Raw genomic sequence first — 13,893 nt, forward strand, 5'->3', positions numbered from 1 at the left:
GAATCATGAAGTATATTTTTGACATCGTGCATGGCTTCTTCACCCAGCTTCGCAGCCTGGTGATGATTTTCGGCCACGCCTTCCGCAAGCGCGACACGCTGCAGTACCCGGAAGAGGCGGTGTACCTGCCGCCGCGCTTCCGTGGGCGTATCGTGCTGACCCGCGACCCTGACGGCGAAGAGCGTTGCGTAGCCTGCAACCTGTGCGCCGTAGCGTGCCCGGTGGGTTGCATCTCGCTGCAGAAAGCTGAAACCGATGACGGTCGCTGGTACCCAGAGTTTTTCCGCATCAACTTCTCGCGCTGCATTTTCTGCGGCCTCTGCGAGGAAGCCTGCCCGACCACCGCGATCCAGCTGACACCGGATTTCGAGATGGCCGAGTTCAAACGTCAGGACCTGGTTTACGAGAAAGAAGATCTGTTGATCTCCGGCCCCGGCAAAAACCCTGATTACAACTTCTATCGTGTTGCAGGTATGGCCATTGCCGGTAAGCCAAAAGGCTCCGCGCAGAATGAAGCCGAACCGATCAACGTGAAGAGCTTGCTGCCTTAAGGAAGAAAGATGGAATTCGCTTTCTATTTCGCGTCAGGAGTTGCCGTTGTGTCCACGCTTCGCGTGATCACCAACACCAACCCCGTGCACGCCCTGCTCTACCTGATCATTTCGCTGCTTGCCGTGGCGATGACCTTTTTCAGTCTCGGTGCGCCATTTGCCGGTGTACTGGAAGTGATCGCCTACGCTGGCGCCATCCTGGTGCTGTTCGTGTTCGTGGTGATGATGCTGAACCTGGGCCCGGCCTCGGTTCAGCAAGAGCGCGTCTGGCTCAAGCCCGGTATCTGGGCGGGTCCCGTCGTACTCGCTGCGCTGCTGCTGGCTGAACTGCTGTATGTGCTGTTTAGCCATTCCAGCGGCACCGGCATCGGCCACACCACCGTAGACGCCAAGGCCGTGGGCATCAGCCTGTTCGGTCCTTATCTGCTGGTGGTCGAACTCGCCTCGATGCTGCTGCTCGCCGCAGCTGTCACGGCGTTCCACCTGGGCCGCAACGAGGCGAAGGAGTAGACCATGCCTGTTATCCCTTTAGGTTCTATCCCATTGGAGCATGGCCTGGCTGTCGCCGGCGTCCTGTTCTGCCTCGGTCTGGTCGGCCTGATGGTCCGCCGCAACATTCTCTTCGTGCTGATGAGCCTGGAGATCATGATGAACGCCTCGGGTCTGGCTTTCATCGTCGCCGGTAGCCGTTGGGCGCAGCCGGATGGGCAGATCATGTTCATCCTGGTGCTCAGCCTTGCAGCCGCCGAGGCCAGTATTGGCCTGGCGATTCTGTTGCAGCTGTATCGCCGCTTCCACACTCTCGATATCGATGCTGCCAGCGAGATGCGCGGATGAACCTTCTCTATCTGACTTTCCTGTTCCCTCTGATCGGTTTTGTGCTGCTGGCGTTCTCTCGAGGACGCCTCTCGGAAAACCTCTCCGCATTGATCGGCGTCGGTTCCATTGGCCTCTCGGCCATTGTCGCCACCTACGTGATCTGGCAATTCAACGTCGCGCCGCCTGAAGGCGGTCACTACACCCAAGTGTTGTGGCAGTGGATGGCGGTGGATGGCTTCAAGCCGAACTTCGCCCTGTACCTCGATGGTCTGTCCGTGACCATGCTCGGTGTGGTGGTGGGCGTGGGCTTTCTGATCCACCTGTTCGCCTCCTGGTACATGCGCGGTGAAGCCGGTTACTCGCGCTTCTTTGCCTACACCAACCTGTTTATCGCCAGCATGCTGTTCCTGGTCCTGGGCGATAACCTGTTGTTCCTGTACTTCGGTTGGGAAGGCGTGGGCCTGTGCAGCTACCTGTTGATCGGTTTCTACTACAGCAACCGCAACAACGGTAACGCCGCACTCAAAGCCTTTATCGTCACCCGCGTCGGCGACGTGTTCATGGCCATCGGCCTGTTCATCCTGTTCCAGCAACTGGGCACGCTGAACATTCAAGAGCTGATGGTTCGCGCTCCGGAACACTTCAAGGTCGGCGACTTCTGGATCGTTCTGGCGACCCTGATGTTGCTCGGTGGTGCGGTCGGTAAATCTGCGCAACTGCCGCTGCAAACCTGGCTGGCGGACGCGATGGCCGGTCCTACTCCGGTCTCGGCACTGATCCACGCCGCGACCATGGTGACCGCTGGCGTCTACCTGATCGCCCGTACTCACGGTCTGTTTGCCCTGGCGCCGGATATCCTGCATCTAGTAGGAATCGTCGGTGGCGTGACTCTCGTACTGGCCGGCTTCGCCGCGCTGGTGCAAACCGACATCAAACGTGTCCTCGCCTACTCGACCATGAGCCAGATCGGCTACATGTTCCTGGCCCTGGGTGTGGGCGCCTGGGAAGGCGCGATCTTCCACCTGATGACCCACGCCTTCTTCAAGGCGTTGCTGTTCCTTGCGTCCGGTGCGGTGATCGTTGCCTGCCACCACGAGCAGAACATCTTCAAGATGGGCGGTCTGTGGAAAAAGCTGCCATTGGCTTACGCCAGCTTCATCGTCGGTGGTGCCGCGCTGGCGGCCTTGCCTCTGGTGACTGCAGGCTTCTACTCCAAGGACGAGATCCTCTGGGAAGCCTTCGCCAGCGGTAACCACGGCTTGCTGTATGCCGGTCTGGTCGGTGCCTTCATGACCTCGCTGTACACCTTCCGCCTGATCTTCATCACGTTCCACGGTGAAGCCAAGACTGAAGCCCATGCGGGTCACGGCATTGCCCACTGGCTGCCGCTGTCGGTGCTGATCATTCTGTCGACCTTCATCGGCGCCATGATCACCCCGCCACTGGCCGATGTACTGCCACAGAGCGTCGGCCATGCCGGCGGCGAAGCCAAACACAGCCTGGAAATGGCGTCGGGCGCTATCGCCCTGGCCGGTATCCTGCTGGCGGCCCTGCTGTTCCTTGGCAAGCGTCGCTTCGTCACGGCCATCGCCAACAGCGCGCCGGGCCGTTTCCTCTCGGCCTGGTGGTTCGCCGCCTGGGGCTTTGACTGGATTTACGACAAGCTGTTCGTCAAGCCGTACCTGATGATCAACCACATACTGCGCAAAGACCCGCTCGACCAGACCATTGGTTTGATCCCGCGTATGGCGAAAGGGGGTCACCACTCCCTGAGCCGTACCGAGACCGGCCAGTTGCGTTGGTATGCGGCTTCCATGGCTGCTGGTGCCGTGCTGGTAATCGGCGCCATCGTGTTGGTAGCGGTCTGATATGAACCTTGCGAAATTGCGAAAGGAATTGAGCCCGTCATGATTCTGCCTTGGCTAATCCTGATCCCCTTTATCGGCGGCCTGCTGTGCTGGATGGGGGAGCGCTTCGGCGCTACCCTGCCCCGCTGGATTGCGTTGCTGACCATGTCCCTGGAACTCGCGCTCGGCCTCTGGCTGTGGGCCCACGGTGATTATTCATTTGCTCCGGCGCCTGGCGCCGATCCGACTTGGGTGATTGAGTTCAAGCACGTCTGGATCGAGCGTTTCGGCATCAACGTGCACCTGGCCCTAGACGGCCTGTCGCTGTTGATGATCCTGCTGACCGGTCTGCTGGGTGTCCTCTCGGTACTCTGCTCGTGGAAAGAGATCCAGCGTCACGTTGGCTTCTTCCACCTGAACCTGATGTGGATCCTGGGCGGCGTAGTCGGCGTGTTCCTCGCCCTCGACCTGTTCATGTTCTTCTTCTTCTGGGAAATGATGCTGGTGCCGATGTACTTCCTCATCGCGCTCTGGGGTCATAGCTCATCGGACGGCAAGAAGACCCGGATCTACGCGGCGACCAAGTTCTTCATCTTCACCCAGGCCAGCGGCCTGATCATGTTGGTGGCGATCCTGGGCCTGGTACTGGTCAATTTCAACGACACCGGTGTGATCACGTTCGATTACGCCCACTTGCTGAAAACCAAGATGTCGCTGACCACCGAGTACATCCTGATGCTCGGCTTCTTCATCGCCTTCGCGGTGAAGCTGCCAGTGGTGCCGTTCCACTCCTGGCTGCCGGATGCTCACGCCCAGGCGCCGACCGCAGGTTCCGTTGACCTGGCCGGTATCTTGTTGAAGACCGCTGCTTATGGTCTGTTGCGTTTCGCCCTGCCGCTGTTCCCGAATGCCTCGGCCGAGTTCGCGCCGATCGCCATGACCCTGGGTCTGGTCGGGATCTTCTACGGTGCTTTCCTGGCCTTCGCACAAACCGACATCAAGCGTCTGATCGCCTTCTCCAGCGTTTCGCACATGGGCTTCGTGCTGATCGGGATCTACTCCGGCAGCCAGCTCGCGCTGCAAGGCGCCGTGATGCAGATGCTGGCGCACGGTGTTTCGGCAGCGGCACTCTTTATCCTCAGCGGCCAGTTGTACGAGCGCCTGCATACCCGCGACATGCGCGAGATGGGTGGCCTGTGGTCACGCATCGCGTATCTGCCAGCGGTCAGCCTGTTCTTTGCAGCCGCTTCTCTGGGCTTGCCGGGTACCGGTAACTTCGTCGGTGAATTCCTGATCCTGCTGGGCAATTTTGCCAGTGCACCCTGGATCACTGCGATTGCCACCTCCGGCCTGGTGTTCGGCTCGGTCTACTCGCTGATCATGATCCACCGCGCCTACTTCGGCCCGTCCAAGTCGGACGAAGTACTGCACGGTATGGATGCTCGCGAACTGATCATGGTGGTCGGACTTGCGGGGCTGTTGGTCTACATCGGCATTTACCCGCAACCGTTCCTCGATACCTCTGCCGCTACGATGCATGGTGTGCAGCAATGGTTCGGTACCGCCTTCACTCAACTCGCTTCGGCCCGGTAAGAGCGCTATGGACCTGACGATTCAACACTTTATCGCGCTTGCGCCGCTGTTGATTACCAGCGCCACGATTATCGTGGTGATGCTGGCTATCGCCTGGCGTCGCAACCACTCACAGACCTTCCTGCTTTCAGTAGCCGGTCTCAACCTGGCACTGCTGTCGATCCTCCCGGCCCTGAAAGTCGCGCCTCTGGCCGTGACTCCATTGCTGCAGATCGATAGCTTCGCCTGCCTCTACATGGCGCTGATCCTGGTCGCCACGCTGGCCTGCGTCACCCTCGCCCACGCCTACCTCGGCGATGGCGGTTCGGGTTACCCGGGCAACCGCGAAGAACTGTACCTGCTGATCCTGATGGCTGCGGCCGGTGGCCTGGTTCTAGTCAGCGCGCAGCACCTGGCCGGCTTGTTCGTCGGTCTGGAACTGCTCTCGGTACCGGTCTACGGTCTGGTGGCGTATGCCTTCTTCAACAAGCGCTCTCTGGAAGCCGGCATCAAGTACATGGTGCTGTCGGCAGCCGGTTCCGCGTTCCTGTTGTTCGGTATGGCCCTGCTTTACGCAGAAGCCGGCAGCCTGAGCTTCAGCGGCATCGGTCAGGCACTGGCCGCTACCGGTCTGCCAAGCCCGGTCGCGCAACTGGGCCTGGCCATGATGTTGATCGGTCTGGCGTTCAAGCTGTCGCTGGTACCTTTCCACCTCTGGACACCGGACGTCTACGAAGGCGCCCCTGCCCCGGTGGCGGCGTTCCTCGCGACCGCCAGCAAGGTAGCGGTGTTTGCGGTGATGGTGCGTCTGTTCCAGATCTCGCCAGTGGCCAACAGTGGTGTACTGAGCAACGTTCTGACCATCATCGCCATCGCTTCGATCCTGTTCGGTAACCTGCTGGCGCTGACCCAGAGCAACCTCAAGCGTCTGCTGGGTTACTCCTCCATCGCGCACTTCGGTTACCTGCTGATCGCCCTGGTGGCGAGCAAAGGTCTGGCGATGGAAGCCATCGGCGTTTACCTGGTCACCTACGTGATCACCAGCCTCGGCGCATTCGGCGTGATCACCCTGATGTCCTCGCCGTACAACGGTCGTGACGCTGATGCGCTGTACGAGTACCGCGGCCTGTTCTGGCGCCGTCCGTACCTGACCGCCGTACTGACTGTGATGATGCTGTCCCTGGCCGGTATCCCGCTGACTGCCGGCTTCATCGGCAAGTTCTACATCATCGCTACCGGTGTCGAATCCCACCAATGGTGGCTGGTTGGTTCGCTGGTATTGGGCAGCGCCATTGGCGTCTTCTACTACCTGCGCGTGATGGTCACCCTGTACCTGATCGAACCGAACCTGCGTCGTCACGACGCTCAGCTGCACTGGGAACAACGCACCGGCGGCGTCATGCTGCTGGCCATCGCTGTTCTGGCGTTCTTCCTCGGCCTGTACCCACAGCCGTTGTTGGCTCTGGTGCAACAGTCCGGGCTGGCGGGTTGATCGCTTAGTTACACGCGGTAGAAAAACAAAACGGCACCTTCGGGTGCCGTTTTTGCGTTTGGTGAGGACAATTGACCGTGCCTGAGGATTTTTGCGGGGTATTACCAAACGAGATTCAGGATTCATTTGAAGGGAGTCACGAATGAGGGTCTCCCACCCAGAACTCGACAAATGTCATCTAGACTTCGCCTGCTGGATGAAGCCATTGACCGCGCCGGCCAAACGTGACGAAATGTTTCAGCTTGTCGTCCTGTTCTTCTTGAACCAAACACCTCCCTCCCCTCCTATTCTCATAGGATATGCGCTTTGACAAACATCTGTTCCAGCGGCCTTGATATTGGCTTTGCTTCTCTGGATTACCTGCAAATCGGCATCCTGGGCATCATTCAAGGTATTACCGAGCTGTTGCCCGTTTCCTCCACTGCCCATATGCGAATCGTACCCGCCCTGCTCGGCTGGCCCGATCCTGGTTCGGCGTTTTCCGCCGCCATGCAACTGGCGGCACTGGCGGCAGTGGTCAGTTACTTCTGGCGGGATGTGAGGCAGGTGGTCACCGGCAGCGTCGGTGCCGTGCGCCAGGGTGATTACGACAACCAGTGGTTCAAGCTGGCCGTGGCCATCGTGCTGGCGACCATCCCCATCGGTATTGCGGGACTGGCCTTGTCCTCGACACTCAACGCCTGCAACTCCCCTCTGAGAGGCCTGATGGTCATCGGGATTTCCTGTGTGGTGATGGCCGTTTTGCTGGCAGCTGCCGAGCTCAGTTGCCGCCATCGCCGTACCGTCGCAGAAATGCGTCTGCGCGATGCGCTGATTGTCGGCATTGCTCAGATCGGGGCGTTGATTCCTGGGGTTTCCCGTTCTGGTTCAACGCTTACAGCGGCGCTGTTCCTTAACTTTAAACGCGAAGAAGCGGCGCGCTTCTCTTTCCTGCTGGGGTTGCCCGCTATTGCCCTGGCTGGCCTGAAAGAGCTGTGGGTGTTGTTTCACGCACAACTCCCGGCGCAAGCCTGGGCACATCTGATTTTTGGTCTGGTGGTCGCTAGCGTCTCGGCGTTTTTCGCCATTTGGGGCCTGATGAAGTTTCTGGAAAAGTTCTCCACCTGGCCTTTTGTCATTTACCGCGCGGTGCTGGGTATTTTCCTGATTGTTGCAGTCAGTACCGGATTCCTGAGCTGAAAGAACTCAGGATCCCGGCGAATCCAGACCAAAAAACAAAACCCGCACAAGGCGGGTTTTGTTTTGTCGCCAATACAGCAATCAGTCAGCCAGACGCCAGGTCGTACCGCCCTTGCCGTCTTCCAGCACCACGCCCATGGCGGTGAGCTGGTCGCGGATGCGGTCCGATTCTGCCCAGTCTTTACCGGCACGGGCTGCCAGACGCGCTTGAATCAGCGCATCCACTTCTGCGGCATCAACACGGCCTTCAGCGCCGGCCTGCAGGAAATCATCGGCTTCGAGCTGCAACACACCCAGCACGCTGGCCAATTCCTTCAAGCGTGCTGCCAGACCGGCCGCTGCGTTCACATCGCTCTCGCGCAGACGGTTGATCTCGCGGACCATCTCGAACAGCACCGCGCACGCTTCCGGCGTGCCGAAGTCGTCGTTCATTACCTGGGCGAAACGCTCGACGAAGGCTTCGCCACCGGCTGCCGGAACTGTCGGCAGACCTTTCAACGCGTGGTAGAAACGCTCCAGCGCACCTTTGGCGTCCTTGAGGTTGTCTTCCGAGTAGTTGATCGCGCTGCGGTAGTGGCTCGACACCAACAAGTAGCGCACGACTTCCGGGTGGTACTTGTCGAGGACGTCGCGAATGGTGAAGAAGTTGTTCAAGGACTTGGACATCTTCTCGCCATTGATGCGAATCATCCCGCAGTGCATCCACGCGTTGGCGTACGGCTTGCCGGTGGCGGCTTCGCTCTGAGCGATTTCGTTTTCATGGTGCGGAAACTCGAGGTCGCTGCCGCCGCCATGAATATCGAAAGTCTCGCCCAGGCAGCAGGTCGACATCACCGAGCATTCGATGTGCCAGCCCGGACGCCCGGCGCCCCATGGCGACTCCCAGCTCGGCTCGCCCGGCTTGGCGGCTTTCCACAGCACGAAGTCCAGTGGGTCCTGTTTCGACTCGTCGACTTCGATCCGTGCGCCGATGCGCAGGTCTTCGATCTTCTTGCGCGACAGCTTGCCGTAACCCTGGAACTTACCGACGCGGTAGTACACATCGCCGTTACCCGGCGCGTAGGCGTAACCCTTATCGATCAAGGTCTGGATCATCGCGTGCATTCCGGCGATATGATCGGTGGCCCGCGGTTCCATGTCCGGCTTGAGAATATTCAAGCGCGACTCGTCTTCGTGCATCGCCGCGATCATGCGCTCGGTCAGCGCTTCGAACGACTCGCCGTTTTCACGGGCGCGATTGATGATCTTGTCGTCGATGTCGGTGATGTTGCGCACGTAGGTCAGGTCATAACCGCTGAAACGCAGCCAGCGGGTCACCAGGTCAAAGGCGACCATGCTGCGGCCGTGGCCCAGGTGGCAGTAGTCGTACACGGTCATTCCGCAGACGTACATGCGCACCTTGTTGCCATCCAGAGGCTTGAAGACTTCTTTGCTCTTGGTGAGCGTGTTGTAGATCGTAAGCACGAAGATTCCTTAAATCACTGGCCCCATGAATCGCGCAGGGTCACGGTACGGTTGAAGACCAGAGACCCTGGTTTCGAGTCCTTGATATCCGCGCAGAAGTAGCCTTCGCGCTCGAACTGGAAACGGTCCTCTGGCTGTGCTTGCGCCAATGACGGTTCAGCACGACAACCGGTGAGCACCTGCAGGGAGTCAGGGTTGATGTTGTCCAGGAAACCTGCGCTGTCTTCAGCCTTTTCCGGGTTCGCCGAACGGAACAGGCGATCGTACAGACGCACTTCGCACTCGACGCTGGCCGCAGCCGGCACCCAATGCACCACGCCTTTGACCTTGCGGCCTTCTGGGTTTTTGCCCAGGGTTTCCGGATCGTAGGAGCAACGTAGTTCGACGATGTTGCCGTCGGCGTCCTTGATCGCTTCGTCGGCACGAATCACGTAGCTGCCGCGCAGACGCACTTCGCCGTTCGGCTCCAGGCGTTTGTAGCCTTTTGGCGGCTCTTCCATGAAGTCTTCACGGTCGATGTAGATTTCACGGGCGAATGGCAGTTGGCGCACGCCCATTTCTTCTTTCGGGTGGCACGGCAGTTCAAGGTTCTCGACCTGGCCTTCCGGGTAGTTGGTGATCACGACTTTCAGCGGACGCAGCACGCACATGGCACGCGGGGCGCTGTGATCGAGGTCGTCGCGGATGCTGAATTCCAGCATGCCAAAGTCGACCACGCCTTCGGAACGGTTGGTGCCGACCATGTCGCAGAAGTTGCGGATCGATTTCGGCGTGTAGCCACGGCGGCGGAAACCCGAGAGCGTGGACATGCGCGGGTCGTCCCAGCCGTTGACGTGCTTCTCGTCAACCAGCTGCTTGAGCTTGCGCTTGCTGGTGATGGTGTAGTTCAGGTTCAGCCGCGAGAACTCGTACTGACGCGGGTGCGCCGGTACTGGCAGATTGTCGAGGAACCAGTCGTACAGCGGACGGTGGCCTTCGAACTCCAGGGTGCAGATCGAGTGGGTGATGCCTTCGATGGCGTCCGACTGACCGTGGGTGAAGTCGTAGTTCGGGTAGATGCACCACGTGTCACCGGTCTGGTGGTGGTGCTCGTGACGGATGCGATACATGATCGGATCACGCAGGTTCATGTTCGGCGAAGCCATGTCGATCTTGGCCCGCAGGACGCGCTCGCCGTCCTTGAATTCGCCGGCCGTCATACGGGCGAACCAGTCCAGGTTTTCCTCGACGCTGCGCTCGCGGAACGGGCTGTTCTTGCCCGGTTCGGTCAGGTTGCCACGGTATTCCCTGGCTTGCTCGGGGGTCAGGTCGCAAACGTAGGCCTTGCCTGCCTTGATCAGCTCCACCGCCCAAGCGTGCAGCTGGTCGAAATACTGCGAGGCATAGCGCACTTCACCGGACCATTGGAAGCCCAGCCATTTGATGTCACTTTCAATGGCGTCGATGTATTCCTGGTCTTCCTTGGCCGGGTTGGTGTCGTCAAAACGCAGGTGCGTCACGCCACCGAACTCCTCGGCCAGGCCGAAGTTCACACAAATCGACTTGGCGTGGCCGATGTGCAGGTAGCCGTTGGGCTCTGGCGGAAAGCGGGTCACGATCTGCGTGTGCTTACCCGAGTCCAGGTCCGCCTGGATGATCGGGCGCAGGAAATTGACCGGAACGGCAGGTCCGGCCTTGGAATTCGAGGTAGGGTCGACAGTGGGCTTGCTCATAGGATCCTTGAACGTACAAGTGCGCGGCCTAATGCGGCCTGATAAATCAAAGCGGCTATTAAATCAAAGCGGCTATTAAATCGAGGCGCCTATCATAGCCGATGCCGTCAATACCCTGACAGAGCAGGTCGGCAAACGGCTGCATTTAATGCAGCTCAATTGAAAAACAGCCTCGAAATTCGCGCCCGGCACGCTAAACTGCGCACCTTGGCGTTTTTTTGCCAAACCGGTTCGGGCCCGCAGGCTGCGTGAGCGCCCCGAAACCCACGAATTTCTTGAAAGAGCGATAACGATCATGACTAAAGTCAAACTGACTACCAACCACGGCGACATCGTCCTGGAACTGAATGCCGAGAAAGCACCGATTACCGTTGCCAACTTTGTCGAGTACGTTAAGGCCGGCCACTACGAAAACACCGTATTCCACCGCGTCATCGGCAACTTCATGGTCCAGGGCGGCGGTTTCGAACCTGGCATGAAAGAAAAGAAAGACAAGCGCGCCAGCATCCAGAACGAAGCTGACAACGGTCTTTCCAACGACAAATACACCGTTGCCATGGCTCGCACCATGGAGCCGCATTCGGCTTCCGCACAGTTCTTCATCAACGTAGCCGACAACAGCTTCCTCAACCACAGCGGCAAAACCGCACAGGGCTGGGGCTATGCAGTGTTCGGTAAAGTGGTCGAAGGCACCGACGTTGTCGACAAGATCAAAGGTGTTGCCACCACCATGAAGTCCGGTCATCAAGATGTACCAGCAGAAGACGTGATCATCGAGAAAGCCGAGATCATTGGGTGATATTGCTGATTTCAGATTTGCATCTGGAAGAGGAGCGCCCGGATATAACCCGGGCGTTTCTGGATTTACTGAACGGGCGTGCCCGCTCGGCGCAAGCGCTGTACATATTGGGAGATTTTTTTGAGGTATGGATCGGCGACGATGCCATGACCCCCTACCAGCTTTCCATTTGCCAGGCACTGCGGGACTTAAGCGACCACGGTACGCAGATTTTCCTGATGCATGGCAATCGCGACTTCATGCTTGGTCAGGCCTTTTGCAAGGCAGCAGGCGCAACCCTGCTCAAAGACCCGAGCGTTGTCGAGTTCAACGGCGAGCCGGTGCTGCTGATGCACGGCGACAGCCTCTGCACCCGCGACGAAGCCTATATGCGGATGCGCCGCTACCTGCGTAACCCAGTCACCTTGTGGGTGCTGCGGCACTTGCCCTTGCGCACCCGGCACAAGCTGGCGCGCAAGCTGCGCAGCGAAAGCCGCACCCAGACCCGCATGAAAGCCAACGACATCGTCGACGTGACCCCCGAGGAAATCCCACGGATCATGCAGCAGTACCGCGTGCGGACCTTGATCCACGGCCACACCCATCGCCCGGCCATCCACAAACTGCAGATTGGCGAACAAGCGGCCAAGCGCATTGTGCTGGGGGATTGGGATCGTCAAGGGTGGGCGTTGCAGGTGGATGAGCAAGGGTTTGCGTTGGCGGCGTTTGATTTCACCCCGCCGCCGCAACTGGCAGCACCCGGAAACTGACGACTGAACACAAATACCTGTGGGAGCGAGCTTGCTCGCGATGGCGGATGCACATTCAACTTCTTTATTGACTGATCCATCGCTATCGCGAGCAAGCTCGCTCCCACATTGACCGCGTTGTGCTCAGTGCCCTGCCGCCTCAGGCCCGGCCTTCGCGGCGAACGGTGGCTTGGCCAGCCACACCAGCAGAATCAACCCCATAAAACCCCAACCCAATAGCGTGAAGTAATCCACGGTCGAGAGCATATAGGCCTGGCTGGTGAGCACATGGTCGAGCTGCGCATAGGCCGGATTGCTGGCCCCACCCAAGCTGTTCAGCGCATCCCGGGTTGCCGGTTCAAAGGTGCTGATGCTTTCGCTCAGGTACGCATGATGCTGATCGGCACGGCGGATCCAGATCCAAGTGGTCAGCGATGCCGCAAAACTACCGCCCAAGGTCCGCAGGAAAGTCGCAAGGCCCGCACCATCGGCGATCTGGCTAGGCGGCAAGTCCGACATCAGGATGCTCAGGGTCGGCATGAAGAACAGCGCCACGCCGATGCCCATGAACAGCTGCACCAGGGCGATGTGCTGGAAGTCCACTTCATTGGTGAACCCGGCGCGCATGAAGCAGCTCAAACCGATCGCCAGAAACGCCAGTCCGGCCAGCAACCGCAAGTCGAACTTGTGCGCGTACTTGCCGACAAACGGCGACATCAGTACCGGCAGAATGCCGATCGGCGCCACCGCCAACCCGGCCCACGTCGCCGTGTAGCCCATTTGTGTCTGCAACCATTGCGGCAGGATCAGGTTAATGCCGAAAAACCCGGCATAACCCAATATCAGCACGATGGTGCCGATGCGAAAGTTGCGATAAGCGAACAGCCGCAGATTGACCACCGGGTGCTTGTCGGTCATTTCCCAGATCACGAACACCGCCAGCGCTATCGCTGAAATGGCCGCGCCGATAATGATGAAGTTCGACTCGAACCAGTCCAGATCATTGCCCTTGTCGAGGATGACCTGGAGCGCACCGACGCCAATGATCAAGGTCAGCAAGCCAACATAGTCCATCGGTTGGCGACTGATCACCACCGGCCGGGTCTTGAGTTGTTGCTTGACCACCATGACCGCGAACACACCAATGGGCACGTTGATAAAGAAGATCCACGGCCAGCTGTAGCTGTCGGTAATCCAGCCACCGAGTATGGGGCCGGCAATCGGCGCGACCACCGTGACCATCGCCAGCAATGCCAATGCCATCCCCCGTTTGGCGGGCGGATAGACCGCGATCAGCAAGGTCTGGGTCATGGGATACAGTGGCCCGGCTACCAACCCCTGCACAACCCGAAAACCGACCAGTTCAGGCATTGAGGTCGAGATCCCGCAGAGAAACGAGGCCAGCACAAACAGAATGGTCGCCCAGAGAAACAGCTTTACCTCGCCGAAACGCCGGCTCAGCCAACCGGTCAACGGCAAGGCAATCGCGTTGCTCACGGCAAATGAGGTGATGACCCAGGTGCCCTGCTCCGAACTCACGCCCAGGTTGCCAGAAATCGTCGGCAAGGCCACGTTGGCGATGGTGGTGTCGAGCACCTGCATGAAGGTCGCCAGGGACAAACCGATGGTGGCGAACAACAAACTGGGCGGCGTGAAGGAGGCGTTATTGCTCATCGCGAATCCTTTGAAGCTTGGCAAACGCTGCGGCTGTTACGGCCGCAGCTGATGGA

General features: G+C 59.2%; 12 protein-coding genes. 9 read left to right on the forward strand and 3 right to left on the reverse strand.

Annotated features, from left to right (window positions below):
- The first annotated feature begins 5 nt into the window (after positions 1–5).
- From nuoI to ACN1C3_RS03535, 7 genes are all read left to right on the forward strand, one after another.
- Positions 6–551, forward strand: coding sequence for an NADH-quinone oxidoreductase subunit NuoI (gene nuoI, locus ACN1C3_RS03505; protein WP_200889382.1), 546 nt, complete (start codon positions 6–8; stop codon positions 549–551).
- Positions 552–560: 9 nt separating this feature from the next.
- On the forward strand, positions 561–1,061 hold the full coding sequence (nuoJ, locus tag ACN1C3_RS03510; protein WP_419114393.1) for an NADH-quinone oxidoreductase subunit J: 501 nt from the start codon (positions 561–563) through the stop codon (positions 1,059–1,061).
- Between the two features lie 3 nt (positions 1,062–1,064).
- The gene (gene nuoK, locus ACN1C3_RS03515; protein WP_419114394.1) at positions 1,065–1,388 is read left to right on the forward strand and encodes an NADH-quinone oxidoreductase subunit NuoK; all 324 of its coding nucleotides are present in this window, start codon (positions 1,065–1,067) and stop codon (positions 1,386–1,388) included.
- On the forward strand, positions 1,385–3,238 hold the full coding sequence (gene nuoL, locus ACN1C3_RS03520) for an NADH-quinone oxidoreductase subunit L (protein ID WP_419114395.1): 1,854 nt from the start codon (positions 1,385–1,387) through the stop codon (positions 3,236–3,238). Before nuoK ends, nuoL begins: the two co-directional genes overlap by 4 nt.
- A 39-nt stretch (positions 3,239–3,277) precedes the next feature.
- On the forward strand, positions 3,278–4,810 hold the full coding sequence (nuoM, locus tag ACN1C3_RS03525) for an NADH-quinone oxidoreductase subunit M (RefSeq protein WP_419114396.1): 1,533 nt from the start codon (positions 3,278–3,280) through the stop codon (positions 4,808–4,810).
- 7 nt (positions 4,811–4,817) lie between these two features.
- Entirely contained in the window at positions 4,818–6,281 is a 1,464-nt protein-coding gene (gene nuoN / locus ACN1C3_RS03530) for an NADH-quinone oxidoreductase subunit NuoN (protein WP_419114397.1), read from the forward strand.
- 306 nt (positions 6,282–6,587) lie between these two features.
- On the forward strand, positions 6,588–7,460 hold the full coding sequence (locus tag ACN1C3_RS03535) for an undecaprenyl-diphosphate phosphatase (RefSeq protein WP_419114398.1): 873 nt from the start codon (positions 6,588–6,590) through the stop codon (positions 7,458–7,460).
- An 81-nt stretch (positions 7,461–7,541) separates the two neighbouring features.
- Here the strand turns inward: ACN1C3_RS03535 and cysS are convergent, their stop codons facing one another.
- Complete coding sequence (gene cysS, locus ACN1C3_RS03540; protein ID WP_419114399.1) at positions 7,542–8,924, reverse strand: cysteine--tRNA ligase; 1,383 nt, start codon at positions 8,922–8,924, stop codon at positions 7,542–7,544.
- A gap of 14 nt (positions 8,925–8,938) precedes the next feature.
- Complete coding sequence (locus ACN1C3_RS03545) at positions 8,939–10,636, reverse strand: glutamine--tRNA ligase/YqeY domain fusion protein (protein ID WP_419114400.1); 1,698 nt, start codon at positions 10,634–10,636, stop codon at positions 8,939–8,941.
- A gap of 295 nt (positions 10,637–10,931) precedes the next feature.
- Between ACN1C3_RS03545 and ACN1C3_RS03550 the strand changes: the two genes are divergently transcribed.
- Positions 10,932–11,435: a peptidylprolyl isomerase gene (locus ACN1C3_RS03550; RefSeq protein ID WP_419114401.1), complete on the forward strand. Its 504-nt coding sequence runs from the start codon at positions 10,932–10,934 to the stop codon at positions 11,433–11,435.
- A complete protein-coding gene (locus tag ACN1C3_RS03555; RefSeq protein WP_419114402.1) occupies positions 11,432–12,184 on the forward strand; it encodes a UDP-2,3-diacylglucosamine diphosphatase in 753 nt (250 codons plus the stop codon). Before ACN1C3_RS03550 ends, ACN1C3_RS03555 begins: the two co-directional genes overlap by 4 nt.
- Positions 12,185–12,307: 123 nt before the next feature.
- Here ACN1C3_RS03555 and ACN1C3_RS03560 read toward each other — a convergent pair whose 3' ends face one another.
- Complete coding sequence (locus ACN1C3_RS03560) at positions 12,308–13,837, reverse strand: DHA2 family efflux MFS transporter permease subunit (protein ID WP_419114403.1); 1,530 nt, start codon at positions 13,835–13,837, stop codon at positions 12,308–12,310.
- Positions 13,838–13,893: the final 56 nt, after the last annotated feature.

This window comes from Pseudomonas sp. H11T01 (assembly GCF_048515765.1).
Taxonomy (GTDB): domain Bacteria; phylum Pseudomonadota; class Gammaproteobacteria; order Pseudomonadales; family Pseudomonadaceae; genus Aquipseudomonas.